Origin of the sequence: Erythrobacter sp. NFXS35, assembly GCF_040148725.1 — a bacterium.
Classification (GTDB): Bacteria; Pseudomonadota; Alphaproteobacteria; order Sphingomonadales; family Sphingomonadaceae; genus Erythrobacter.
In genome coordinates this window covers 959,813-984,952 of record NZ_JAGDEB010000001.1, presented here as the reverse complement: position 1 = coordinate 984,952, position 25,140 = coordinate 959,813, and the positions used below count along the sequence as shown (strand labels likewise).

26 protein-coding genes are annotated in these 25,140 nt (G+C 65.0%); 14 read left to right on the top strand and 12 right to left on the bottom strand.

Annotation, left to right across the window (positions count from 1 at the left end; translation table 11 throughout):
- The first annotated feature begins 101 nt into the window (after positions 1–101).
- The 7 genes from J3454_RS04865 to J3454_RS04835 all read left to right on the top strand — a co-directional run bounded on the left by J3454_RS04865 (position 102) and on the right by J3454_RS04835 (position 6,473).
- Positions 102–689, top strand: coding sequence for a GNAT family N-acetyltransferase (locus J3454_RS04865; RefSeq protein WP_349512621.1), 588 nt, complete (start codon positions 102–104; stop codon positions 687–689).
- Between the two features lie 33 nt (positions 690–722).
- On the top strand, positions 723–1,709 hold the full coding sequence (locus tag J3454_RS04860) for an asparaginase (protein ID WP_349512620.1): 987 nt from the start codon (positions 723–725) through the stop codon (positions 1,707–1,709).
- A 58-nt stretch (positions 1,710–1,767) separates the two neighbouring features.
- Positions 1,768–2,181, top strand: a complete 414-nt coding sequence (locus J3454_RS04855; RefSeq protein WP_349512619.1) for an MbcA/ParS/Xre antitoxin family protein — start codon at positions 1,768–1,770, stop codon at positions 2,179–2,181.
- Complete coding sequence (locus J3454_RS04850; RefSeq protein ID WP_349512618.1) at positions 2,178–2,906, top strand: RES family NAD+ phosphorylase; 729 nt, start codon at positions 2,178–2,180, stop codon at positions 2,904–2,906. The genes J3454_RS04855 and J3454_RS04850 overlap by 4 nt, the downstream gene beginning before the upstream one ends.
- Before the next feature lie 163 nt (positions 2,907–3,069).
- A complete protein-coding gene (locus J3454_RS04845; protein ID WP_349512617.1) occupies positions 3,070–3,729 on the top strand; it encodes a DsbA family oxidoreductase in 660 nt (219 codons plus the stop codon).
- Between the two features lie 5 nt (positions 3,730–3,734).
- Positions 3,735–6,041: a bifunctional salicylyl-CoA 5-hydroxylase/oxidoreductase gene (locus tag J3454_RS04840; protein ID WP_349512616.1), complete on the top strand. Its 2,307-nt coding sequence runs from the start codon at positions 3,735–3,737 to the stop codon at positions 6,039–6,041.
- Positions 6,042–6,047: 6 nt separating this feature from the next.
- Entirely contained in the window at positions 6,048–6,473 is a 426-nt protein-coding gene (locus J3454_RS04835) for an acyl-CoA thioesterase (protein ID WP_349512615.1), read from the top strand.
- Here J3454_RS04835 and J3454_RS04830 read toward each other — a convergent pair.
- Together J3454_RS04830 and J3454_RS04825 are read right to left on the bottom strand one after the other, a co-directional pair.
- On the bottom strand, positions 6,447–7,358 hold the full coding sequence (locus tag J3454_RS04830) for a fumarylacetoacetate hydrolase family protein (RefSeq protein ID WP_349512614.1): 912 nt from the start codon (positions 7,356–7,358) through the stop codon (positions 6,447–6,449). The genes J3454_RS04835 and J3454_RS04830 overlap by 27 nt on opposite strands.
- A gap of 27 nt (positions 7,359–7,385) precedes the next feature.
- The gene (locus tag J3454_RS04825; RefSeq protein ID WP_349512613.1) at positions 7,386–8,549 is read right to left on the bottom strand and encodes a cupin domain-containing protein; all 1,164 of its coding nucleotides are present in this window, start codon (positions 8,547–8,549) and stop codon (positions 7,386–7,388) included.
- Between the two features lie 50 nt (positions 8,550–8,599).
- On the opposite strand from J3454_RS04825, the gene J3454_RS04820 reads away from it, so the two are divergent.
- Entirely contained in the window at positions 8,600–9,553 is a 954-nt protein-coding gene (locus J3454_RS04820) for a carbon-nitrogen hydrolase family protein (RefSeq protein ID WP_349512612.1), read from the top strand.
- Positions 9,553–10,176 carry a flavin reductase family protein gene (locus J3454_RS04815; RefSeq protein WP_349512611.1) on the top strand — a complete coding sequence of 208 codons (624 nt, stop codon included), beginning with the start codon at positions 9,553–9,555 and terminating at the stop codon, positions 10,174–10,176. Before J3454_RS04820 ends, J3454_RS04815 begins: the two co-directional genes overlap by 1 nt.
- A 6-nt stretch (positions 10,177–10,182) precedes the next feature.
- Here J3454_RS04815 and J3454_RS04810 read toward each other — a convergent pair whose 3' ends face one another.
- The 6 genes from J3454_RS04810 to J3454_RS04785 are packed head-to-tail and all read right to left on the bottom strand — an operon-like array spanning position 10,183 to position 16,497.
- Positions 10,183–11,097 (bottom strand): LysR family transcriptional regulator, encoded by a 915-nt coding sequence (locus tag J3454_RS04810; RefSeq protein ID WP_349512610.1) that lies wholly within the window; start codon positions 11,095–11,097, stop codon positions 10,183–10,185.
- Between the two features lie 17 nt (positions 11,098–11,114).
- Positions 11,115–12,020, bottom strand: a complete 906-nt coding sequence (locus J3454_RS04805) for an alpha/beta hydrolase (protein WP_349512609.1) — start codon at positions 12,018–12,020, stop codon at positions 11,115–11,117.
- Positions 12,010–13,518 (bottom strand): AMP-binding protein, encoded by a 1,509-nt coding sequence (locus J3454_RS04800; protein WP_349512608.1) that lies wholly within the window; start codon positions 13,516–13,518, stop codon positions 12,010–12,012. The genes J3454_RS04805 and J3454_RS04800 overlap by 11 nt, the downstream gene beginning before the upstream one ends.
- Positions 13,512–14,714 (bottom strand): thiolase family protein, encoded by a 1,203-nt coding sequence (locus J3454_RS04795; RefSeq protein ID WP_349512607.1) that lies wholly within the window; start codon positions 14,712–14,714, stop codon positions 13,512–13,514. Before J3454_RS04795 ends, J3454_RS04800 begins: the two co-directional genes overlap by 7 nt.
- Positions 14,711–15,190 (bottom strand): aromatic-ring-hydroxylating dioxygenase subunit beta, encoded by a 480-nt coding sequence (locus J3454_RS04790; protein WP_349512606.1) that lies wholly within the window; start codon positions 15,188–15,190, stop codon positions 14,711–14,713. The genes J3454_RS04795 and J3454_RS04790 overlap by 4 nt, the downstream gene beginning before the upstream one ends.
- On the bottom strand, positions 15,187–16,497 hold the full coding sequence (locus tag J3454_RS04785) for an aromatic ring-hydroxylating oxygenase subunit alpha (protein ID WP_349512605.1): 1,311 nt from the start codon (positions 16,495–16,497) through the stop codon (positions 15,187–15,189). Before J3454_RS04785 ends, J3454_RS04790 begins: the two co-directional genes overlap by 4 nt.
- Before the next feature lie 139 nt (positions 16,498–16,636).
- Here J3454_RS04785 and J3454_RS04780 point away from each other — a divergent pair, with 139 nt between their 5' ends.
- Both J3454_RS04780 and J3454_RS04775 read left to right on the top strand, forming a co-directional pair.
- On the top strand, positions 16,637–17,716 hold the full coding sequence (locus J3454_RS04780; RefSeq protein ID WP_349512604.1) for an amidohydrolase family protein: 1,080 nt from the start codon (positions 16,637–16,639) through the stop codon (positions 17,714–17,716).
- Entirely contained in the window at positions 17,698–18,051 is a 354-nt protein-coding gene (locus tag J3454_RS04775; RefSeq protein WP_349512603.1) for an iron-sulfur cluster assembly protein, read from the top strand. Before J3454_RS04780 ends, J3454_RS04775 begins: the two co-directional genes overlap by 19 nt.
- Here the strand turns inward: J3454_RS04775 and J3454_RS04770 are convergent.
- The 4 genes from J3454_RS04770 to J3454_RS04755 are packed head-to-tail and all read right to left on the bottom strand — an operon-like array spanning position 18,041 to position 22,045.
- Entirely contained in the window at positions 18,041–18,499 is a 459-nt protein-coding gene (locus J3454_RS04770; protein WP_349512602.1) for a nuclear transport factor 2 family protein, read from the bottom strand. The genes J3454_RS04775 and J3454_RS04770 overlap by 11 nt on opposite strands.
- Complete coding sequence (locus tag J3454_RS04765) at positions 18,496–18,924, bottom strand: organic hydroperoxide resistance protein (RefSeq protein ID WP_349512601.1); 429 nt, start codon at positions 18,922–18,924, stop codon at positions 18,496–18,498. Before J3454_RS04765 ends, J3454_RS04770 begins: the two co-directional genes overlap by 4 nt.
- Complete coding sequence (locus J3454_RS04760; protein ID WP_349512600.1) at positions 18,921–19,775, bottom strand: SDR family oxidoreductase; 855 nt, start codon at positions 19,773–19,775, stop codon at positions 18,921–18,923. The genes J3454_RS04765 and J3454_RS04760 overlap by 4 nt, the downstream gene beginning before the upstream one ends.
- On the bottom strand, positions 19,775–22,045 hold the full coding sequence (locus J3454_RS04755) for a TonB-dependent receptor (RefSeq protein ID WP_349512599.1): 2,271 nt from the start codon (positions 22,043–22,045) through the stop codon (positions 19,775–19,777). Before J3454_RS04755 ends, J3454_RS04760 begins: the two co-directional genes overlap by 1 nt.
- 252 nt (positions 22,046–22,297) lie before the next feature.
- Here J3454_RS04755 and J3454_RS04750 point away from each other — a divergent pair, with 252 nt between their 5' ends.
- The 3 genes from J3454_RS04750 to J3454_RS04740 all read left to right on the top strand — a co-directional run bounded on the left by J3454_RS04750 (position 22,298) and on the right by J3454_RS04740 (position 25,140).
- Positions 22,298–23,035, top strand: coding sequence for an SDR family NAD(P)-dependent oxidoreductase (locus J3454_RS04750; protein ID WP_349512598.1), 738 nt, complete (start codon positions 22,298–22,300; stop codon positions 23,033–23,035).
- Positions 23,036–23,052: 17 nt separating this feature from the next.
- Positions 23,053–24,063, top strand: coding sequence for a fumarylacetoacetate hydrolase family protein (locus J3454_RS04745; protein WP_349512597.1), 1,011 nt, complete (start codon positions 23,053–23,055; stop codon positions 24,061–24,063).
- A 153-nt stretch (positions 24,064–24,216) separates the two neighbouring features.
- Positions 24,217–25,140 carry an NmrA family NAD(P)-binding protein gene (locus tag J3454_RS04740; RefSeq protein ID WP_349512596.1) on the top strand — a complete coding sequence of 308 codons (924 nt, stop codon included), beginning with the start codon at positions 24,217–24,219 and terminating at the stop codon, positions 25,138–25,140.

The following is a 25,140-nucleotide window of genomic DNA, read 5'->3' as shown; positions in this document are numbered from 1 at the left end:
GCTCGCCGGTCAAGTCGGGTTTGCGCCTGTAGCCGGGCAAGGTGCCGACCGGCCACAAAGCTGCTATGGCTTCGGCGCCAGCCTCAGCCGGACGACACGCCATGGTGATCAACACGCATCTGAACGACGGCACCCCGGTCTGCATCCGCCGGGTGCGCAAGGACGACGAACAGCGACTGAAGGACGGGATTGCGAGGCTTTCGCCGCAATCGCGCTATCTGCGGTTCTTTTCCGGAATGCCCGAAGTGCCGCCGCAGGTTTTGCAGGCGCTGGTGACGGTCGACGGACATAAACACATCGCCTGGGGCGCGCTGCGATCCGATCTGGCCGATACCCCGGCGCTGGGAGTGGTCCATGCCTTCCGCGACAAGGATGATCCCGACACGGCGGAATTCTCGGTCGCGGTGATCGACGAGTATCACGGGCAGGGCCTTGCCCGGCTGCTTTGCGCGGTGCTGCTGCTCGATTGCGCGCGAGAGGGGCTGGATCATCTGGAGGTGCATATCCTGCCCGAAAACCGCCCTGCTTTGGCGCTGGCCCGGTCGCTTGGGGCCGAGGGCAGGGGCTATGAAGACGGGGTGTCGCAGTTCGAGATCGACATTCCCGAGGCACTTGCCGCGCTGAAGGCCGAGGCCGACGTTCCGGGGATCGCCGCCGTGTTTGCGCAGTTCGCCGACGCAGTGGACTAGCCGCCCCGGCGGCCCGCCGCTAAGCCAGCGGCCATGACAAAAGCGCGCATCCTTGTTCTGGGCACCGGCGGCACGATTGCGGGCGCGGCGGGCAGTGCCACGGGCGGCGGTTACCGCGCAGGCGGGCTGGCGCTGGCGGCGATGCTGGAGCAACTGGCGGCGCTGGGGCTGGATGCCGAACTCGTGCCGCAGGAAGTCGCACGGATCGGATCGCAGGATATCGGCTGGCCGCAGTGGCAGGCGCTCCACGCGGCGTGCCTCGGTGCGATGGACGATCTATCGATCACCGGAATCATTATAACCCATGGCACCGATACGGCGGAGGAGACCGCGTTTCTGCTCGACCTCACCTTGCCCACGCACAAGCCGGTGGTGCTGGTGGGCGCGATGCGGCCCGCCGATGCGGTGGGGGCCGACGGGATGCGCAACTTCGCCAATGCGGTGAAAGTGGCGAGCGACCGCCAAGCCGCAGGGCGCGGAGTGGTGCTGGTGATGGGCGACAGCGTGCTCGCCGCGCGCGATGCCCGCAAGGCGGCGACCGCGCAGATCGATGCCTTCAAAAGCTTCCCGCGCGGAAGCCTTGCCCGCGTTACTCCGGCCAATCTCGACTGGTTCGGACCGCCGCACCGGGTGGGTGAAGCCGCGCGCTATGCGTTCCCCGCCAGCCTGCCGCGCGTCGCGATCCTGACAGCGGGCGCGGGGATGGACGAACAGCCTGTGCAGGCGCTGCTCGGCATCGGGTGCAAGGGCGTGGTGCTCGCCGGCATGGGGCAGGGCAATGCGCCCGCTTGTGTGCTGACCGCGCTGGCCGATGCGGCGGTGGCAGGTGTGCCGGTGGTGCGATCGACGCGGGTGGACGAAGGGCTGGTCGACCGCAACATCGAGGTCGATGACGATGCGTTGGGGCTGGTTGCGGCCCGCGCGCTCGGCCCGGCCAAGGCGCGAATGCTGCTGATGGTGCTGATCGCAGTCGGGATCACGGACGTTGCCCGCATACAGGCGGCATTCGACAGCGGGTAAGCTGCATAGGTTGCCAAATGGCAAGAATATACCTATATGATGCCATATGGAGACTGCCATGCTCAGTTTGCAACCTGTCGATACTGACGTTCCCGCTTTCCGCCCCGACCCGATCACGCAGGACGAGGGCGCTGCCATGTTCAGGGCCGCGATCAACCTGTTCGGCAAGTGGGGCGTGACGGACGAACAGGCGGCAACCTTGCTCGACATGCCCCTGCGGACCTATCGGCGCTGGAAGGCGGAAGGGCCGGGACGGATATCGCGCGACGGACTCGCGCGGCTTTCCAACCTGATGGGCATTCACAAGGCGCTGCGAATCATCTTTTCCCAAAGCGCGCGCGGCTACGCGTGGATCAGGGCCGCCAACGAAGCCTTTGCCGGGGCCAGCGCGCTCGACGTGATGCTCGGCGGCGAATTGACCGATATCATGCGGGTGCGCCGTTATCTGGATGCGACGCGCGGCGGCTGGTGACAGGCGCCGCCGACATTCCCGTTTCCCGCATCGCTTGGACGGGCGCTGTCAGGATCATCCGCAGCGCCTTCCCGCCGATTGACCTGTTCGAGGATATCGCCGACCCCGCCGATTGGGCGCTGCTGATTTCGGCCGAGCAGAAGACCAATCCGCGGATCATGGCGACGATCGGCAATCTTGATCTGGTACCGCCCGGACGCCGGGTGGGGGGCAATGGCGCGTCCTACCTGATGGCGCCGTTCACCCATATCAGCGCTGACCGGCCGAGCCGGTTTACAGATGGTCGTTACGGCGTGCTGTATGTCGCTGACCGGTTCGAGACCGCGCTGTTCGAGACGATCCATCACCACACCCGCTTCATGGCGAGAACCGGGGAAGCGCCGGGCTGGACATCGCAATTCCGCGAAATCATTGTTTCGGTGGATGCCGCGCTGCACGATCTGAGAGTTACGGATGGCGATACCGGACCCGCGCTCGATCCACAAAACTATGCTGCCGCTCAGGCGCTGGCAGCGATGCTGAGGGGGATGGAGGCTGACGGGATCGTCTATCCCAGCGTTCGCCATGCGGGCGGGGAATGTGCCGCGCTGTTCTATCCCGACTGCGCTTCGAACCCCGCTCAGGGGCGCCATCTCGACTATCACTGGGATGGGGAACGCGTCGATCTTGTCCGCGATGCCGGATCGGGCGCCGTTTTCCGCGTTGTCGACCGCAGCGCGGGCTGATCCCGGAACATCCGGCTTTGGATGGGCTGTTCCGGCAGGAAGTTCCCGAGCCAATTCGGTTTTGTCATGGCGGTGGCCGCAGAAGTGATTGGCCTCGACCCCCGCTCAATCCCGATGAAGATTCCGACGCCGGAGCCTCAGCCCGGCCAGAGGAACAAACGCGATGCATATCGAGGCGGTGTATGATTTTCTGTGCCCTTGGTGCCTGATCGCCAAGCGCGAGCTGGCGCTGGCGCTGGAACAGGAAGGCGACGACGGGGTCGGCATCAGCTGGCACCAGTTCATGCTCTACCCTGAATTCGACCGCGCAGGGCATGATTTCCTCGCTCAGTTCCGCGCCCGCTATGGCGAGGAATTGCAGGTGCCGATGTGGGACCGCGTGCGCAGCGTGGGCGCGCCGCTGGGGATCGATTTCGCGTTCGAGCAGATCACCCGCGGCCCGGCCAGCATCGACGGACACCGGCTGGTGCGATGGGCCGAGAAGCAGCGTCCGGGCAGTGCGGGCGCACTTATCGAGGACATTGCCCGCGGATTCTACGAGCGTGCCGAGCTCATCGATTTCGCCTTTCTTGCCCGCACGGCCGCCGCGCACGGGTTCGACGAAGTGGCGGCGTTGGCGCATCTCGAAAGCGATGACGACCTGGCTGAACCTTTCGCCGAAACCGAGGAATGGCGCCGCCGCGGCGTGACCTCGATGCCACATTTCCGCCTGCATTTTTCCGACGGGCGCACCGAAACTCTCACCACCACCTCGGTCGACGCCTTCGCCAACGCGCTGCGGCGCGACCGCGAATTCGCGCCGCTGGCCGCGACCGGGAGCTGAACTTCATGCGTATTGCAAGTATCGGTGGAGGCCCTGCCGGGCTCTATTTCGCCATCGCCATGAAGCTGCGCGGGTCCCAGCACGATATTGCGGTGTTCGAGCGTAACAAGGCGGGCGACACGTTCGGCTGGGGGGTGGTGTTCTCTGACCAGACGCTTGCCAACCTGACCGCGACCGACCCGGTGAGCGCAAAGACCATCTCGGACAGCTTCGCCCACTGGGACGATATCGCCGTCACCGTGGGTGAGGAAACAAGCACATCATCGGGCCACGGCTTCATCGGTATCGGGCGCAAGCACTTGCTCCAGATCCTGCAGGCGCGGGCGCAGGAACTGGGGGTCGAACTGCATTTCGAACACGAGTGCAGCAGCGATCCCGACGACTATCCGGGCTACGACCTGATCGTCGCCTCGGACGGGGTCAACAGCGCGGTGCGCACACGCTTTGCCGATCACTTCGACGTTGATATCGACGTGCGCCGCAACAAGTTCATGTGGCTCGGCACAAAGCAATTGTTCGATGCCTTCGCCTTCATCTTCGAGCCAACCGAACACGGTTGGGTGTGGGCCCATGCCTATCGCTTCAACGCCGATACCTCGACCTTCATCGTCGAATGCAGCCCGGAAACCTGGGAAGGGCTGGGCCTCGACAGGATGGAGCAGGACGAGGCGATAGCATTTTGCGAGCGGCTGTTTGCACGCCATCTGGGGGGGCACAAACTGATCACCAACGCAGGCCATCTGCGCGGATCGGCGGCGTGGATCAATTTCCGGCGCGTGAGCTGCGGGCGCTGGTCGCGCGGCAATCTGGTGCTGCTGGGCGATGCGGCGCACACCGCGCATTTCTCGATCGGATCGGGCACCAAGCTGGCGCTGGAGGATGCGATCAAGCTGGCCGAAGTGCTCGACCGGCCGGGGCTGGAGGCGGAAGGCGCGCTTACCGCCGCGCTTGCCGAATACGAGGAGGAACGCCGCACCGCAGTGCTGCGGATTCAGAATGCGGCGCGCAATTCGACCGAATGGTTCGAGGATGTGGATCGCTATATCGGGTTCGACCTGCCGCAATTCGCCTATGCGTTGCTGACCCGCAGCCAGCGTATCAGCCATGAGAACCTGCGCCTGCGTGACCGCGAATGGCTGGAAGAAGCGGAAGGCTGGTTCCGTTCGGCGCAAGGCGCGGACCAAAGCGAGGGGCAACCGCTGTTCACGCCTATGGTGCTGCGCGACGTGCGCGTTTCCAACCGCGTGGTGATGGCGCCGATGCTGACCTACATGGCCGACGCGGATGGCTTTGCTGGCGACCGGCATCTGGTTCACTATGGTGCGCGGGCGCTGGGGGGGACGGGGCTGATCATCTCCGAGATGCTCGCCGTATCGTCCGAGGGCCGACCGACGATTGCCTGCCCCGGCCTGTGGGACGATCGGCAAGCGGCGCTGTGGCACGCGGTCAACACCTTCATCCACGCCAATTCCGATAGCCGCACCTGCGCGCAGATCGGCCATGCGGGTGCGCGCGCGGCCTGCCGTGCGCCGGAGGGTGGGCGCGGGTATGATGTGCCGCTGGACGATCCGTGGCCGATCCTGTCGGCTTCGGCAAAGGCGTGGAAGCCGGGCGGTCTGGTTCCGGCCGAGGCGACGATGGCCGATCTGGCGCGGATCAAGGACGATTTCGTCACCGCCGCGCGCCGCGCCTATGATGCCGGTTTCGATATGCTGGAGGTGCATGCAGGTCATGGCTTCCTGCTGTCGAGCTTCATCACCCCGATCATGAACCAGCGCGAAGACGTGCTGGGCGGCGATTTGGCGGCGCGCATGGATTGGCCGCTTGAAGTGATCCGCGCCGTGCGGGCCGTCTGGCCGCAGACGCGCCCGTTACTGGTGCGCATTTCCGCGACCGACTGGTCAGGCGCAGAGGGGATCGAGCCTGCCGATGCGGTGCAAATCGCCCGGATGCTGAAGGCCGAAGGCGTGGATCTGATCGACGTGTCGGCCGGCGAGACCAACCCGCTGGCGCGGCCGGTTTATGGCCGGATGTTCCAGACCCCGTTCGCCGATCTGATCCGCAACGAGGTGGACATTCCGGTGATCGCGGTGGGCAATATCGAGGACGCCGATCAAGCCAATTCGATCCTGCTGGCAGGCCGTGCCGACCTGATCGGGATCGGCAGGCCGCACCTCGCAAATCCGATGTTCACGCTCCACGCTGCGGCCAAGGCAGCGGAACCACGCCCCTTCGTCCCCGCCGCTGTCCGCCCGGGGTACGAACAGATGGCGCGGGCCGAGGCGAAGCTTGCCGAAGCATTGCGGGCCTGAGCGGCGGTGTTCGTCCATTCCACGCCCGTGCGCTTCGCCCATGTCGATGCGGCGGGGATCGTGTTCTATCCGCGCTTTTTCGAGATGCTGAACGCCGCAGTGGAGGACTGGTTTGCCGCGCTGGGGCGTGATTTCCGCAGCCTGCATCTGGAGGACCGGATCGGCACGCCGACGGTGCGGCTGGAGGCCGATTTCCTCGCGCCTGCGATGCTGGGCGATATGCTGGAGATCACCCTTGCGCCGCGCAAGGTTGGCGCCAGCAGCTGCACTTACCGCTTCGCCTTCGAAAGCGGCGGGACGCTGCGGTTGAAGGGCGAGGGCGTGCTGGTTTGCATGGACCTCGCCGTGCAGCGCTCGCGCCCATGGCCCGAAGCCATCGGCGCGGCGCTGCGGGCGAGCGTCCCTTCAGACCTTGATGACGGCGTGCCGTAACCGCCCGATCTTCTCGACTTCCGCTTCCAGCACATCACCGGGCCACAGCCATTCCTGTGGGTTGCGTCCTGCGCCCACGCCCGCAGGCGTGCCGCTGGCGATGATGTCGCCCGGTTCAAGCGAGATCCCGGCGCTGATGTCGGCGATCAATTCGTCCACCTTGAACAGCATGAATGCGGTGTTGCTACGCTGCTTTTCCACCCCGTTGACCCATAGCGCCAGATCGAGCGTCTGGGGATCGGGGATCTCGTCGGCGGTGACGATGCACGGGCCCATCGGGGCGTAGCTGTCCTGCCCCTTGGAGTAGATCCACTGGCCCGCGCGGCGGCAATCGCGCGCGCTCATGTCGATGACGAGGCTATAGCCGAACACATGGGCCAGCGCGTCCTCGCGCGCCACGCGCTTCGCCGTTGTCCCCATCACCACAGCAAGCTCCACCTCCCAGTCGAGCTGCTGGGTGATTGCGGCATCATGGCGGATCGGCTCGTCCGGGCCGATCACGGTAGTGGGCGGCTTGGAGAAGATCACCGGCTGGCGCGGGAGATCGGCCGAGGTATCGAGCGAGGCGGCAGATTCGGCCACGTGCTCGGTATAGTTCAGCCCGATGCCGAACAGGTTCTTGCGCGGGCGCGGGATCGGAGCGAGCAGGCGGACATTGACGAGCGGGGTCGCACAACCGATCGGAAAGTGCTTCCCGGCATCGGCGATCAGGCCCGAGGCGATCGTCACGGCATCAGGGCCGAGATCGATGAATTCCAGCATCGTGGACGGCAGCGCAACACCATGCGCCGCGCCCAGCAGCGCCAGATCGACCACGCGGCCATCCACCACGGCCCCCAGCCGTGCAGCCGCCTCGACATGGCGGCGATAGGTAACAAGCTTCATGATACTCCCTTCGTTTGACGATAGCGTTCAGCCGACCCGCTGGTGACCGCCGTTTTCGCCCAATGCTTCCTCGCGATACAGGCCGAGGCTGCGCATCACCGGCAGATCGTGAAAGGCGAACAGGCAGGCGTCCTCGGTATCGCTGGCATTGGCGTGCTCGTGATACATCCACGCCGGCACCACGAAGATGTCGCGCTCCTGCCAGTCGAACCGCTGGCCGTTGATGATCGAAAAGCCGCTGCCCTTGGCGCATTGATAGACGAAGCTGCCGACCTGCCGGTGCGCGCGGGTATGCTCACCCGGGCGCAGCATTTGCATCTGCGCGCCGATGGTTGGCATTACCGGGCCGCCGGTGACGGGGTTGACGTAATCCATGATGATCCCGTCATAGGGCGAGCCATCGCTGACCTTGGCCAGATCGGTCAGTGCCTCGTAGGTCGGTTCCCATTGATATTTCAGCATTGGGGAATAGCGCTTGGACCACTCGTTCCCCTGCGGGCGCAGGCCCGATCCAGCCCAGGTGGCGGTGGTGTCGTCGACCGGGAAAGACACGGCCTGATTGAGGTCGGGATGCACCTCGTAGAAATTGGCTTCGAGCGCGTTCATCAGCGGAATGTCGAGCCCGTCCTGCCAGATGCACACCGTTCCGTCCTCGGCCACCCCGTGTTCGTGCCAGGTGCCATTGGGGGTAAGGACGAAATCATTGCGGCCCAGAGTCAGCTTGTGCCCATCCACATTGGTGAAGGCGCCGCTGCCCTCCATGATGAACCGCAGCGCCGAAGCGGAGTGGCGGTGGCTGGAGGCGCATTCCCCCGGCGCCATTACCTGCAGGCCCGAATAGAGCCAGCCCACTGCAGCAACCACTTCCGAGCGACCGGGATTGTCGAGATAGACCACCCGCCGGCCCGCTTGTTCCGGAGTTACCAGTTCAAGCGCGCGCAGAACATCATCGCGCAAGTCGTTGTAACGCCACAGCATCGGCACCGAGGTCGATGCAGGCTCCCACGGCTCGATCTTGTTGGCGACGGTCCACAGCGCGCCGGTGCCGAGCTGCGCCAGCCGTTCGTAATAGGCGACCAGTTCGGGCGTGTCGGCGACATTGGCGCGGCCCGCTGTATCCTCGCGATAGGTGTCGAAGCTTGCCTGCCCCATTTGCGTGTCCTCATGCGCATTGGTTATTGCCTTGCCCATTATTGCCATTGCCAGTCCGTCTTTCCCTCATGCTATTCGGTGCCATGGCCATGACCTCTGTTCGTCCCGTCCCGTTTCGCGCTGCTGTCATTCAGGCCGGCGCGATACCTTCCGATTCCGCCGCGAGCGCGGCCAAGGCGGCGGCGCTGATCGCCGAAGCGGGGGCCGGGGGCGCGAAGCTTGCGGTGTTTCCCGAAGCTTTCATCGGCGGTTATCCCAAGGGGGCGAGCTTCGGCACGCCGGTGGGAATGCGCAAGCCCGAAGGGCGAGCGGATTATGCGCGCTATTTCGATAACGCCGTGGCGCTGGACGGGCCGGAGGTGACTGCGGTGCGCGAGGCGGCGGGCGAAGCGGACATGGTGGTGGTGATCGGGATCATCGAACGTTTCGGAGCCACGCTCTATTGCACCGCGCTGATCATCGACGGGTCGGGAGGTACCATCGCCCACCACCGCAAGCTGATGCCGACCGGGGCGGAGCGGCTGATCTGGGGCTTCGGCGATGGATCGACGTTGCCCGTGGTCGATACGCCGCTGGGGCAGGTCGGTGCTGTGATCTGCTGGGAAAACTACATGCCGATGATGCGCATGGCGATGTATGCGCAGGGGGTAACGCTGTATTGCGCGCCCACGGCCGATGATCGCGATGGCTGGGCGGCGAGCATGCGCCACGTTGCGCTGGAGGGTCGGTGCCATGTGCTGTCGGCCTGCCAGTTCATCCGGCGCGGCGATTATCCGGCGGATTTCGATTGCGCGCTGGGCGACGATCCGGAAACGGTGCTGATGCGCGGGGGGAGCATGATCGTCGGCCCGCTGGGCGAGGTGCTGGCCGGGCCGGACTATTCCGGCGAAACCATCCTCTATGCCGAAATCGATCCGGCTGAAATCCCGCAGGCGCGTTACGATTTCGATGTCGCGGGCCATTATGCCCGGCCCGACGTGTTCCGGCTGGAGGTCGATACCCGCGCCCGGCCGGCGGTCGCATGGCGCGGGGACGACAGCTGATGCGCTTCACGATGGACGCGCTTTCGGGCGCCGAACGCTACAAGCTGATGGCGGGCTGCATCGTGCCGCGCCCGATCGCCTGGGTCTCCACCCTGTCGGCGGACGGGGTGGGCAATGTTGCGCCCTACAGTTTCTTCAACATGATGGGTGCCTCACCCCCGCTGGTGGTCCTGGGGACGATGCGGCAGGAGGACGGTCGGCTTAAGGATACCGCCGCCAACATCCTCGAAACCCGAGAATTCGTGGTGCATCTGGTGAGCGAGCCGATGCTTGCGCCAATGAATACCACCTGCATCGACGCGCCGCCCGAAGTGGACGAGGCGGCGCTGGCGAAGCTGGAAATGCGCGCCTCGCAACTGGTTGCCCCGCCGCGTATCACCGCCGCGCCTGCCGCGTTCGAATGCCGGTTGTTCGACTTTCTCGATGCCCCGCCCGAAACCGTGATCCTGATCGGCGAAGTGGTGGCGATGGACATCGACGATGTCTTCATCGACGCCGAAAGGCTGCGGCCCGATCCATATGCGATGCAATTGATCGGGCGTGTGACAGGACCGGGCAGCTACACACGGATCGCGGCCGACCTGACAGCAGAGCGCCCGGTCTATGCCGAGCGCAAGTCCTGAGCCGCCCTAGGCCGCTTGTCCGATTCCCTGCCCCACCTCGGTCAGGCGGTTGATGAATTTGCGAACCGGGGCCAGCATCACGCCCCGTCGGCGGTATGTCACTCCCACCGTCACCGCGTCCCAGATCGGCGTGTCGATCGTCAGCGGCACCAGGTGGGCATACTCGCTTTCCAGTTGGATCAGTGCGCGCGGCAGGTAGCTCAGGAATTCGCTTTCCTGCAGCATGGTCGCCATGAAGGTGGATGACGGGGTGGAGATCACGCAGGTCGGCGGCGGCATCCCGGCGGCACGCAGCACGCGGCTCAACCGGTTACGCTCGCCCTCGGTGCCGTCGGGCAAGACCCACTTGAACGCGCCGAGATCGCCAATCGCGACCCCATCGCGCTGGGCGAGCGGGTGATCGCGATTGGCGACCACCACGATCTCGTCCTGCAAAACCACTTCCTGCCGCAGGTCGTCGTCATGGGAGAGGCCCCCAATCGATCCGACCACGATGTCGACTTCGCCCCGGCGCAGGCACGCGATCAACTCGTCGCGCAACCCCTGACGGAAGGTGACCACCGCCTTGTCGTCCCCCGCCACGAAGGCGCGCACCGCCTGCGGGATCAGATATTGCATCATCGTCGCGCCCGCACCGACCCGCACGATGCCGCGACCGGTGCCCTTCATCTGGGCGATTTCCTCAAGCGCGCGGTCGACCTCGCCGGTGATCAGCGCGGCATAATCGAGGAACAGCTTGCCGTATTCGGTCGGCACCACCCCGCCCGGATGGCGTTCGAGCAGCATCACGCCGAGCGATTGTTCCAGATTGCGAATGCTCTTGGACAGCGCCGGCTGGGTAATGTGCAGCCGTTCCGCCGCCTGCCCGAAACTCGCGCAGCGCACGATCTCGAGGAAATACTTGATCTGGCGAAGTTCCATCAGGTGAGACTACATCACTACCCGCTGGGCGCAACCGGGCTCCAGATCTGCCCGAGGAAATTGCCGCCCTGCGTGATTGCCCATCCGCCTTCGTCGATGGCGTGGGCGAACAGCGGCCAGACGTGGATCATGCCCGCCCATTCCTGAAACACCGCGCGTCCGCCTGCGGCTTCGATGCGCCCGTGCAGGCGGGCGGCATCGTCGAACAGCACTTCGTCCGAACCGATCTGGATGAGTGCGGGCGGCAGGCCTGCGACCGGCCCGAACAGCGGCGAGGCGCGTGGATCGGCTGCGTCCGCATCGCCGAGATAGGTGCGCGCGGTATCGTCCATGCCGGACGGGTCGATGAACGGATCGGCGGCGGCGCGGGCCGTGATCGATCCGCCCGAATGCGTGAGGTCGCAATAGGGCGAGATCAGCCACAGCGCCGCCGGAACCGCTGCGCTGCGCGCCAGCCGCTGCTGAACGGCGGCAAGCGCAAGGTTCGCCCCGCAGGAATCCCCGCCGATGGCGACCTGTTTCATCGCGTAGCCAGCTGCTACCAGCGCATCCAGCGCTGCAACAGCGTCATCATGGGCGGCCGGAAAGGTGTGTTCTGGCGCGCGGCGATAGTCGGGTACGATCACGTCGCAACCGCACGCCCGCGCCAGCCGCGCGGCGAAGGGCCTGTAGCTTTGCGCAGAGCCCAGCACGAAGGCACCGCCGTGGAGCCACAGAATCATGCGGCCAGTGTCTTCGCCATGGCGCGAACGCAGGGCCGGAACACCGCCCAGATCGATCCGCGTTACGGTCACTTCGGGATCGACAGGCAGCGCCGCCATCTGCGCCTCGAACCCCGCGCGGCGGGCCTCGACCGGCGGCGTGGGCGCGGCGCGGCGGGCCATTAGACCGGCACGGATCGGGGCGACCTGTTCAAGCGGCATCTTCGGCCTCCTCGCGCATTGCCTGCGCCAGCGCCTTCAACGCCTGTTTGTCGATCTTGCCCACCGGCGTGCGCGGCAGCGCGTCCAGCACCACGAGCCGCACCGGACGCTTGTATTTGGCGAGCCGTTCCGCGCAATGCGCCTGCACATCGGCCTCGTCCGGCGCCTCGCCTGCGACAAACGCCCAGATCACCTCGCCGCGATAGGCGTCCGGCACGCCCACCGCGCCCGCCTCGCGCACTTTCGCATGGGCGTTCAGCACCTCATCGATCTCGCGCGGGTAGACATTGTATCCGCCGACGATCGCCATGTCCTTCTTGCGGTCCTCGATGAAGAGGTACCCGTCCGCGTCCAGCCGCCCGATGTCGCCGGTGTGGAGCCAGCCGTCCTTGAGCGTGTCGGCGGTTTCCTCCGCGCGGCCGAGGTATCCGTCCATGATCTGCGGGCCGCGCGCCAGCACTTCGCCCAGCGGGCCTTCGCCGTCGATCCTGAGTTCGGTGAGCGGCAGCGGGGGGCCGACCGAGCCTTGCTTCAAAGCCATGCCCGGGCCGTGATAGGTCAGCACCGGCCCGGCTTCGGACTGGCCGTAGCCTTCGTAGATCGGAACACCCGTCGCCGCCTCCCACCGTGCCAGCGTGTCATGCGGCAGCGGGGCAGAGCCGGAATAGGCGCAGACGAGGCTCGTCACCTGTTCGCGGTTAAGTCCGTCAAAACCGAGCAGGCTGTTGAACACCGTCGGCCCCGCAGGAAGCCGGGTGATGCGTTCGCGCGCGATGGTGTCCAGCAGCCAGTCGGGGCGGTAGCGCGGCAGGATGTGCAGCGCCCCGCCGCAATAGGCGCTCATGTGAAGGCACATGGCTGCGGCAAAGCTGTGGTAGAGCGGCATCATGCAGATGATCCGCTCGTCGCCTGCGCGGGTCGGCAACACCGCCTCGCGCTGGGCGACATTGGTGGCGACAGCGCGGTGGCTCAGCAGCGCGCCCTTAGGCGTGCCGGTGGTGCCGCCGGTGAATTGCAGAACCGCCGCGCTGGCCGGGTCGATGGCGGGCAGGGCAGCGGTGCCAGGGCTTTCCGCTTCCAGTTCTGCCACGGTCAGCACCGCGCAGGTTGCGGGCAGCAGCGGGGCGAGGGTTTCGCGCAGGTCGTCATGTGTGATCGCCACGGTCGGTTCGACTTGCGACAGGATCGGAGCAAGTTCGCCCGGCGTATAATCGGGGTTGAGCGAGGCCGTCGCCGCGCCCGCCGCCTGCACCCCGAACAGCGCCAGCGCAATGTCGATCCCGTTGCGCAGGACGATCGCCACACGTCCCCCTTGCACGCCGCGCGCCGCCAGCGCCCCGGCAACAGCGCGCACCCGCTCGCGGTATTCGGCATAGGTCAGACGCTCGTCCTCGCAGGCGAGCGCCACTGCGCCGGGCCAGCGTGCCGCCGTGCGGTCGAGAATGTCGATGGTGGTGTGCGGCATCCACAGGCGTGCGCCGTCGGCTCCGATCAGCACCCTGTCACCTCGATCACCACCGCCATTGCGGTATCGCCTGCCGCGCAGCCCTGAAACAGTCCGCGCCCGCCGCCCCGTAGCGCGAGTTCCTCGATCAGTTCGATCAGGGCGCGCAGGCCAGTCGGCCCCTGCGGATGCCCCCACACCAGCGAGCAGCCGTAATTGTTCATCTTGTCGAGCGGGAACCCGGTTTCGCGGGCGAAGACGAGATCGTTGACCATGAAGGGGTTATGCGACTTCACGCAGTCGATCTGGCCGATTGCCAGCCCCGCCTGCGCCAGCGCGGCGCGGCTCGCAGGGACGGGAGCTTCGGGCATATGCGCGATTTGGGTGCGTGCCGTGCCGAAGCCGAGGATAGCGATTTCGATCCCCGACGCACGGGCAAGATCGCGGGCGCGGGTGCGGTTGGCCACGACCATCCCGGCATTGCCGTCGGCCGGGTGCGTCTGCCCCGCATAGGTGACGCTGCCGCCCTCGACCACGGGCTTCAGTGCGCGCACCTTGTCAGGATCGGCGGGCCGCACTCCGACATCGCCTGCAAGGCTCATGACGATCTTCGCGAAACGCGGATCGGGCACGTCGAAGGGCAGGTCCATGAAGCGGCGCAGAAAGGCGCTGTCTTTCGCCAGCGCATCGCCATACTGGGCATAGCGGGCGAGGGTGAGGTCGTCCTGTTCTTCGCGGGTAATCGCGTGCTTGCGTGCCACGTTCTCAGCCGTGGCGATCATCGCCACCTGCGCGAAGGGATCGCGGGCGAAATTGTCGAGCACCCAGTTCTCGCTCTGCCCCGTACCACCCGGAGCCGAGGGCGCGGGGTAATAGATGTGCGGGCCGTTGGATACCCGGTCGCACGCCAATACCAGCGCGGTTGTGGCCAGCCCTGCTGCCACTTCCTGCGCTGCGACCTGCACGGATCGTGCCGAGGTGGCGCAGGCCTGCATGATGGTCGGCCCGCCCACATGTGCTGCGCCGATTTCCCCCATTGCCCAAGGCAGACCGTAGAAGCAGCCCTGCTGGGGCACCGTCATGCCGAGCACGCCGAAATCGAAGGCATCGGGCGCAATCTCGCGCTTCGCCAGGGAGCGTTTGGCCACCCAGGAGGCAAGGCGCAGGCTATGGAGTTCGCCCAGCGCACCCTGCCAGCGCACAAAGGGCGTCGACCAGTACGCGCCGTAAGGGATCCAGGCGATGCTCAAAGCGGTGCTGCCATCGCGTTGAAGGCGGCTTCGGCGTTGATCAGATCGATGCGTTTTTCGGCGATTTTCAGCCCATCGCTTGTGCGCCGCAGCCGGTGGCGCACGCGCGATCCGAAGGCGCGCTGATCGTCCTCGAACCGTCCGCGATTGCGGTATTCGAGCATGATCTGGCTGGAGGAGGCAAGGATTTCGCTGTCGCTCTCCTCCTCGATCCGGATGCTGGAGATCACGTGCAGCGTGCGCGGCGAAGGCTCCGCCCCGAAAGCTCGGGGGTTGGCGAGGCGGTGGGTGCGCACCATCATGATCTGGCGATCGTCGCGGAAATGGCTCGGCCCTTCGCGCGGGGATGCCATTTCGGGCGAGACTGGCGCCCAGTAAAGGCAATCCTCGGTGAACAGCGTCAGCCATTCGGGATAGCGGCGATCGTCGAGCAAGGCGGCCTCGCGCTCGATCAGCGCGGCGACTTCGGCGATCATGCGCTTGCGCCCGTGTACTCGGACCCCATATACTCCGACCACGCGGCGAACTGGTTGCGGATGTAGATTTCCGAGGTCGAGGGCGATCGGGTGCGGGTGTTGTCCTGTTCGCGCACCTCCCGCAAGCCCCGGCTCATCGGTACCCATTCGCGGGCATCATTGGTGTTGCCTTCAAGGCAGCGTTCGTAGATTTCCAGATCGTCCGCGATCACCGGCGAGGCTGCGGAATTGGCCCCGGTGCAATATTCGATCGCGTTGACGTGGGTTTCCTCCGGCGCGCCCACCAGCCGGAAAGTGTAACCGATCATCTCGGTCAGATCGTGGCGGACGGGGCGCATGATCCGGATCGTCTGATACCGCGCGTGCCAGAACGACGAAGGGTAGAGCAGCATCAGGTGGCGATCCACCGACAGCACTTCTTTCGCCCGTTCCTCGCCATGATGCGCGATCAGCGCGGCAGTGTAGGCATCGGCAGTATCGGGGGTGTAATCGGCCCCCATGTGCCCGCCGATATAAGAATGCCCGCCGGGTGCGGTCACCATGTCGAGATCCTGAAAGAATTGGATCGGCTTGCCGTTCGCCAGCATCATGCCCACGCTGGGCACCACGTTTTCCTGCCCGACCTCGGCCATCACCGCCTTGGCCGATACGACAGAGGCCGAATGGGCAAAGCCGGGGTGGACCGTGTCGTTAAGGTTTTCGAAGGTCATCTTCCAATTGGCCCGATAGTAGTGGCGCAGCTGGTATTTCCCCACTTCGATCCGGCCCGTGGGCGAACGGTCTACCAGATCGTCAATCGAGGTTTTCATGTGGCCGAGGAAATCCACCAGCGGCCCTGCGGAGGCACCAGCCAGGTTGCCGAAGATGAAGCCGCGATAGGTCTCGGTCCGCACGCGGGTGATGGCAAGATCGGCCTTATCGATCACCCCGTCATAGCCGCCCGGATGGGGAATGCCGCGCAATGTGCCATCGGCGTTGAACATCCAGCCGTGATAGGGACACTGGTGGCCTGCGGTTGCGCTGCCTTTCTCGAACGCGCAAAGGGTTGCGCCCCGGTGGCTGCAGCGGTTGTAGATCGCATGGACCGCGTCGTCTTTACCCCGCGTCAGGATCACGCCCTGCGTGCCCATGTGCCGCACCACGTAATCGCCCGGCTGGGGCAGCTCGCTGTCATGCGCGAGATAAAGCCATGCACGCCCGAAAATGCGTTCCATCTCCAGATCGAAGATCGCCGGATCGGTATAGACGGAACGGTGGACGCTGTCGGAGCGCACGAGTTCGCGAAGGGAGGATGTGGCCGTGGTCATGGCCCGCGTTCTAGGCCGCGCGGCCATGGGCTTCATGCGACGATCAGCGCGGACTTCATGAATTCTGGTTATGCCGCAGCGACACGCAAACACTGGAACACGCGTGCCAAGGCGGCATAACCGGGGACAAGGAGAGTTTATGCCCGCATCCTATGACCAGCTGCCGAACCTGCCGGACGATGTGTTTGTCATCGATCCGGTGATCCACGCGCTCAATCTGGACCATGGCAATGTCGCCAGCAAATATGGCGAGCAGTTGTACCAGATGTCCTATGGCCTGCACGCCATGCTCAGCCCGCCAGAGGCGCTGTGCCCGCAGGATGTCTACATGACCGACATGGCGCCCGAGGCGCTGGTGTGCACAATCTTCGAGGAAAGCCAGACCAGCCTCGCTGCCACCCACACCTTGCGGCTGGACACGTGGTTCAAGGACGGGTTCGCGGCGGAATGGAAGACCGTGGAGATGACCACCCGCTGGCCGACGCGGGTGCTGGGCTATGTCGGGCTCGATCCGACGCAGGATTGCGCCTTCGTGCTGGAGGATCTGGAACGGCAGGTGGAAGCCACGCCGAACGCCATCGGGGTCAAGCTCTACCCGCACCAGATGGACCCCTATCGCCGATGGCTGACCAATGACGACACGGTGATGCGGCTGATCGAACGGGCGCAGGCATTGGGGCTCAAAAGCATTGCCATCCACAAGGCGCTGCCCAACGGCTCGGTTCCGCTTGCGCCCTATCGGATCGGGGAGGACTTCGAACAGGCGGCTGATGCCTTCCCGGATATGGCGTTCGAGATCGTCCATTCGGGCATGGCCTTCATCGAGGAAACCGCGCTCGCCATCGGGCGCTTTCCCAATGTCTATGCCAATCTCGAAACCACCACTGCAATGCTGTGGCAGGCACCGGGCCGGTTCGAGGCGGCGCTGGCGCTGCTGATGCAATGGGGCGGGCCGGAAAAGATCCTGTGGTCTTCGGGTTGCACGGTCGTCCATCCGCAGCATTTGCTCAAGCTGTTCTGGGCTTTCCGGTTCGGCGAAGAAACCCTGAACCGCCACGGCATCCCGCAGCTGGACGATGGCGTGAAGCGCATGATTCTGAGTGGCAATTACGCGCGGCTCGCCGGGCTGGATATCGCCGAATGGCGCGCGCGGCAGGTGGGCGATGCCTTCGATGGAGCGGACATGAAGGAGCCGTGGGCATGCTGGACAGGCAAGTGATCGACGAACCGATCAGGGCGGTGCTGGGAAAGATCCACGATCCGTGCAGCATTGCTGCCGGGCGCCCGGTTTCAGTGCTGGACATGGGGCTGGTGCGCGGTTGGACGCTGGACGGCGGCACGCTGACGGTGACCTTCTGCGTCACCTTCGCAGGCTGTACAATGGCCCCGCATTTCGCACAGGCGGCCGCGCAGGAACTGGCGCTGATCGAAGGTGTCGCGCGGGTAGAAACCGTGATCGACACCGATTTCGTGTGGACGCCGGACATGATGAAGGCGGCCCCGATGATGCTTCGGGGCCGCCCTCAGGCGTGGCGGGAGAGAGTCACGCCTTGACGAAAAATGCGTCCCACTTTTCGGGTTCGAGGCACATGTGCCAGCATTCCTTGAGTTTGCCGTCCTCGATCCGCCAGGTCATGCATTCCTTCGTTTCGAGCGAGCGGTCGTCCTTGCGTGCGCGCACTTCGGCAATCAGGATGGCGTGATCGTCGCTGCCGAAATAGTCGAGCGGATGTGCCCAGTAGGCATCGACCGCCGCCTGCAACATCGCGAAGTTCTGCAAGATCTCGTCACGCCCGCGATAGGTTCCGGCAAGGCAGTTGTCGCCCGGCATGTGCCACACCACGTCATCCGCCATCGCCGAAAACAGCGCCTCGACATCGCCCGCCTTGAACGCGGAATGGGCGTTGTAAAGCATGTAGGCGTTGGGATGGTCACGCTCGTTCAGCGGGCGCATCGGCGGGGCATCGTGTTCGGGTGCGAGGGCTGCTGTATATCCGGTCATGCCTGACCTCCTGTAACGGTGAAATCCACGGTGACATTGCCGCGCGTGGCGTTGGAATAGGGGCATACTTCGTGTGCCTGCGCGACCAGTTTTTCGGAGTCGGACTGACTGAGTGTGGGCAGCATCACCTCATGATGCACGGCAAGACCGAAGCCGGGGCCGTCATCGCGGGCACCGATGGTGACGCGGCCGGTCACGGTCGATCCCGAAACGTCGGTCTTGCTCTGTCCGGCGATGAATTGCAGCGCCGAATGGAAGCAGGCGGCATAGCCGGCCGCAAACAATTGTTCGGGATTGCTCCCGCCGCCCGGGCCGCCCATCGGCGCGGGGATGGCGAGATCGAGGCTGATCAGGCCATCGTCGCTTTCGACATGGCCGTTGCGGCCGCCCGAGGCGGTGGCAGTGGCGGTATAGAGGGGTTTCATGCGGGGTTCTCCTTCAGGACATCGGCAATGAATTCACGGTGGGTGCGGGGGCTGCGACCGAGGATCGCAGCGGTGGCGGCATGGTCGGCGTCGGTCGCGGGGCAACCCATGTCCTGCGTCACCTGCATCATCAGCTCGAAATCGCGCATCTCCCATTCGCCCAGCCCCGGTATGGCGGTCTGCATCGCTCCGAGGAAGGGGGCGACATCGTCGCCGGGGTAGATCACCTCTCGGCCCAGCGCCGCGGCCCAGTGAGCGGCGTAATCGGGGCCGGTGAGCTTTTCCGGTCCGCACAGCGGCACCGCTTCGTTCATGCCTGCATTGTCGAGCAGCGCATTGGCGGCGGCCTCGGCAATGTCGGCGGCATCGATGCTCCACACCCCTGCATGGCCGATCGGCATCGGATAGATCCCGCCCTGCGTGATCGCGGGCAAGGCGAGCAGATCGTTCTGGAAGAAGAAATTGGGCTGCAACACAGTGCCGCCCGCGCCGTCCAGCACCGCAGCCTTGACCGGGATCTTGGTGGCGAAATGCGGAATTGCCTGCATCGCCTCGACATTCTGGACCGCGATGTAGACGATGCGTTTCACCCCGGCGCGGCGCAGCGCGGCGGTGGCGGCAACGCCGATGGCGCCTTCCTCCGGTCCCAGCGGAGTGGTCAGCAGCGCGGCATCGAACCCGCGCGACGCCGCCTCCAGAGCCTCCGTGTCGGTAGTATCGATCGCGAGCCCGCCGGGCCCGGGATTGCGGGCGAGCGGCACGGCCTCGGCGCCCCGGCTGCGCAGGATCGCCACCAGCCGGCTACCGATCTTGCCGGTCCCGCCGATGACCAGAACGCGGCGCGGGTTCATCAGAAGTTGACCCCTGCGCTCACCCCGAATTCACGCGGACGCCCGAGATAGGAATAGGCCACCCCCTGCGTGGCCAGAGCGTCCTGTCCGAAGGTGAAATATTCCTCGTCCGTCAGGTTCTGCGCGAACACCGCTACGTTGAACCGCTCCGCCACATCGGTCCATCCGAGCCGGGCGTTAAGCAGGCCGTAGCTTTCCTGCCGTTCCAGCGGCAGGTTGAACGCGGTGAAGAACACCTCCGATTGCAGGCGGTAATCGAGGCGGGGCGTGAAGGTGCCCGCGCTGGTGACAATATCGTACTGCGCCGCCAGCGACACCGTCCATTCCGGGCTGAAGGGCAGGCGGTTGCCGTTGATTGGGCCCACTGTTGCCGGCACGTTCTCGAACGCGCTGTCGGTATAGCCGACCGCCGCGTCGATCCGGAAGCCGTCGATCGGCGCAATCACCGTTTCGAGCTCGAACCCCTTGAGCACCGCATCGCCGGCATTGGCGACCCGGAACTGCACTTGCGGATCGACGATGGTCTGCTGGATGTCCCTGTATTGCGAATAGAACAGCGTCCCGTTGACCCGCAGGCGGCGATCGAGCCAGTCGGTCTTGAAGCCCACTTCGTAGGTGTCGTTGGTGTCGGGCGCATAGGACGGCACGCTCGCCTGCGGCAGGATCAACCGGCCATTGAAGCCCCCGGCGCGGAAGCCTTTGGAATAGGACGCGAACAGGAAGGCATCGTCGCTGGCGCGGTATTCGACACCGATCTTCGGGGTGAATTCCTCGAACGCGACCGAGTCGGGCAGGTCAGTGACGATCGGCAGCACGATTTCCTGCCCGATGAGCTCTGGCGGCAGGCCGAAGCCGAACACCGCGCCGGGGCCGACAGCCTGCGGTCGGAAATCGAAGAACTGGTTGGAGACGATATCCTTCTCGTCCCAAGTATAGCGGCCGCCAAGCGTGACGGAGAGGCCGTCCAGCACCTCGTAACGCGCCTGTCCGAACACGGCATAGCTACGGGTTTCCTGCGCATTGCCCTGTGTCCAGGTGTTGCAAGCGGCAAACGGCGCGGCCATCGGGCTGCTGATCGGCGCGAAGCACAAGTCGAGCACCTGTTCGGCATCCTCGGCGAAGTAATAAGCGCCAAGCAAGTAATCGAGCTTTCCACCGAAGGCGTCGCCCGCGATCTGCAATTCCTGGCTGAACTGGTTTTGGGTGGTGGTCACATCCTGATCGTAGAGCCGGAACCGGGTGCCATCCGGGTCCGAGGTCGAAAAGCTGTCAAGCTCGCGATAGGCGGTGATCGATTTCACCGTCGCATTGCCGAGATCCAGCGTGACCGTGCCCGAAAAGCCGAAGGTCTCGTTGCGTGCTTCGGGGCTGTTGGAGGCGAAGATGGTGTAGAAGTCGTCGCGGTTGTGGACATCGTTCAGCGCGGCGGGCGGGAAGAACGGGGCGGGGACGATCTGCCGCGTGACCGAAGGCGCGGGGTTCGACCTGTCGAGCGAGTAATCCGCCGACAGATCGATCGTCAGATTATCGGTCAGCCCCAGCCGCAACTGGGCGCGCCCGCCATAACGGTCGGTCGCGCCGAACAGGTCCCCCGTCACCGCGTTGCGGGCAAACCCGTCCTGTTCGCGGAAGAAGCCCGAGACCCGTAGCGCGCTGTCATTACCGATCGGCGTATTGATCGCCCCGGTCATCTCGATCCGGTCGCGGCTGCCGTAGAGCGCGCTGACATTGCCGGAAAAGCGGGTCGGATCGGGCTGGCGCGAGACGATGTTGATCGCGCCGCCCAGCGTGTTGCGTCCGAACAGTGTGCCCTGCGGCCCGCGCAGCACCTCGACCCGCTCGATATCGCCGCTGTCGAGCATCGCTCCGATGGTGCGCCCCAGATATACTCCGTCGACATACAGGCCGACGCCCGGATCATTGGTGATGATGAAATCGAACTGACCCACGCCGCGCACGAAGAAATTGGCATCGGAAGATCCCTGCGGCCCGGTAGTGGAGGTGAGGTTGGGGACAGTCGCGGCCAGATCGTTGATCACCGCCACACCGGCAGCCTGCAAGGTCTCGCCCGAAATCGCCGTCACCGCCAGCGGGGTTTCCTGAAGGTTGCTCGCACGCCGCTCGGCCGTGACGATGATATCGCCGATGGTGCCGGAATCCTCGGCGGCATTGTCTGCTGCAACGGCAGCGTCCTGCGCCATGGCCGGAATGGCGCAAGTGCCCATCAAGCTGCCAATCAGCGCGGCGAAGTGGTGGTGTGCGCGGTTCATCTCGTTCTCCCCAAAAGCGCCCGTGCCGGCCGTATTTGTCGTTTTCGGCGCAGGTCGTGGCTGCATTCCCCCAAGCTTCTTCGGCTCAACCTGCTTGTTGAAATGAATTTCAGGCATGGGGGAATGAATATCTGTGCCTTGCCGCCCAAAGGTTATTGCCGCGCACGGACTATTCATGATGCCAAACTGCCCTCCTGATGCGAGCAGCATGGCAGCGCGGCAATTCGCGCAAGCCAGGGACGGGGATTTACCATGCTCGAAGGCCGGAACATCATCATCACCGGCGCGGCCAGCGGAATTGGTCTTGCAGCTGCCCGGATGTTTGCTGACTATGGCGCAACGCTGATGTTGGTCGACCGGGACGAGGCGGTGCGCGATGTCGCCGATAGCATTGCTGGCGCGCATAGCGCGACGGCCGACATCGCCGATGCCGCCGCCGTGGCCGAGGTAATCGCCGGCTTTCCGGGCGTGGACGGCGCGTTCAACAATGCCGGTATCGAAGGCGCGGGCGGGGCGATGGTGCCAATGATCGACTACCCGGACGAGGAGTTCGACCGGGTCATGGCCGTGAACTTGCGGGGCCTGTGGAACTGCCTCAAGGCCGAACTGCCCGCCTTGCAGGCCAATGGCGGCGGGGCCATCGTCAACACCTCCAGTGTGATGGGCTGGCTCGGTGCGGGCGGGATGGCGGCCTATTCGGCTTCGAAGCATGGGGTGATCGGGCTGACCCGATCTGCAGCGCTCGAAGCCGCGGGGCTTGGGATCAGGATCAACGCGGTGTTGCCGGGCGCGGTCGAGACGCCGATGCTGACAGCGCGCGGTTTTCCCGCCAATCCCGGATTTGCCGCTGCGGCTGCGGGCGCGCATCCGCTGGGCCGGATCGCGCGGGCCGACGAGGTGGCCGAGGCGGCGGCATGGCTGCTGTCGGACAAGGCGAGTTTCGTGACCGGGCAATTGCTTGGCGTCGATGGCGGATTTTCGGTGCAATAAAGCGGGGTGGCAGGCAGATGAAACTTTCAACCCTCGACAATGGCACGCGTGACGGGATGCTGGTGGTGGTGTCGAAAGACCTCACCCGCTGCTGCGCTGCCGGTTACATTGCGCCGACCTTGCAAGCCGCGCTCGACAATTGGGAGCGGGTCGCGCCCGAGCTCGAACTGCTCGCCCGCGATGTCGAGCATGAGACCGTGCCGTGCGAGCGCTTTCACGAACGTCAGGCCCATTCGCCCCTGCCGCGCGCGTACCAGTGGGCCGATGGGAGCGCCTATATCAATCATGTCGAACTGGTGCGCCAAGCGCGCGGGAGCAAGGTGCCGGACAGCTTCTACTCCGATCCGCTGATGTATCAGGGCGGATCTGACGCTTTCCTGCCGCCGCGCGCAGACATACCGCTGGGCGATGCGGCATGGGGCTGCGACATGGAGGGCGAAATTGCCTGCATCACCGACGATGTGCCGATGGGCGTCAGTGCAGAAAACGCAGCGGGACACATCAAGCTCATAATGCTGGTGAACGACGTATCCTTGCGAGGGTTGATCCCGGCAGAGCTGGAGAAAGGCTTCGGCTTCTTCCAGTCCAAGCCTGCCAGCGCATTCTCGCCCGTGGCGGTGACGCCCGACGAGTTGGGCGAGGCATGGGCGGACTGCCTGATCCACCTGCCGCTGATGGTGGACTACAACGGTCAACCATTCGGGCGGGCGAATGCGGGGCAAGATGCGACCTTCAATCTTGCGCAACTGGTCGCCCACTCGGCCAAGACCCGTAACCTGGGCGCGGGCACGATCATCGGATCGGGCACGGTATCGAACAAGGGCTCAGACGGCGGCGCGGGAACGCCTGTGGCTGACGGCGGCGCGGGCTATTCCTGCATCGCGGAAATCCGCATGATCGAGACGATCCGCGATGGCCAGCCCAAGACGCCGTTCATGCAGGCTGGCGACACGGTGCGGATCGAGATGCGCGATGCAGACAACCACTCGATCTTCGGCGCAATCGAGCAGCAGGTGGTGGCGGTATAGGTGCTCGGCAGGCCGCGCTTGCCTCCTTCCGGGTGCATCTCGGCCTAGGGCAATCCGGGAAGTTTTGACCGTGCCCACGCTTCCTATGGCGCATCCGTTCAGCGCTGCGCACACTATGCTGACGCGGCTATTCCGTCCGCCAAGAGGGAGTGCATGGCGATGATTCTGGTGACTGGACCCAACGGCAATGTCGGTACCGAACTGGTGCGGATGCTGATCGCCGATGGTACCCTGCCCTTCCGGATCGCCGCCAACACGCCCGCCAAGATCGAAGCGCTTTATGGCCCCGAAGCGCCCAAGGTGCGGTTCTCCTTTGCCGATCGCACCACGTGGGATGCGGCGCTCGCAGGCGTCAAGACACTGTTCTTGCTGTTCCCGCTCCCCCATCCCGGCACCGCCCGCAGTTGGATGCTGCCGTTCGTCGAGGCGGCCGCCGCCGCCGGGGTGCAGCACATAATCTACCTGTCGGTGCCGACCGCGGGCGAGACCAAGCTGGTGCCGCACTACACGGTGGAGCGCGCGATCGAGGCTTCGGGGGTCGATTACACCTTCCTGCGTGCGGCATTCTTCAGCCAGAACCTGTGCCGCGACATCACCACCCACGCGGTCGATATCGCCCGCAGCGATGAAATCATCGTCCCTGCTGGCAAGGGCGGCACCAGCTTCGTCGACAGCCGCGATGTGGCGGAAGTCGCTGTCAAGGTGATGCGCGACCCTGCGGCCCACGCCGGGCAAGCCTATGTTCTGACCGGGCCGGAAGTGCTCGATTATCATCAGGTCGCGGCGATCTTTACCGAGGTGCTGGAGCGCCCGATCCGTTACCGCGAGCCGAGCATCTTCCGCTTCTGGCGCACCGTCGGTCCGCGGGTCACGTGGGACACAATGCTGTTCATGACCGGCGTCTACATCATCACCAGGCGCGGCAAAAATGCCGACATGACGCAAACCTTGCCCGAACTGCTGGGACGCAGCCCGCGCACCGTACGCGATTTCGTGCGGGATTATCGCGAGAGGTTCACCGGCGAAGCGGCCATGAAGGCTGTGAAGGTGCAGACCCCCGGTATCAAGATGGGCTGA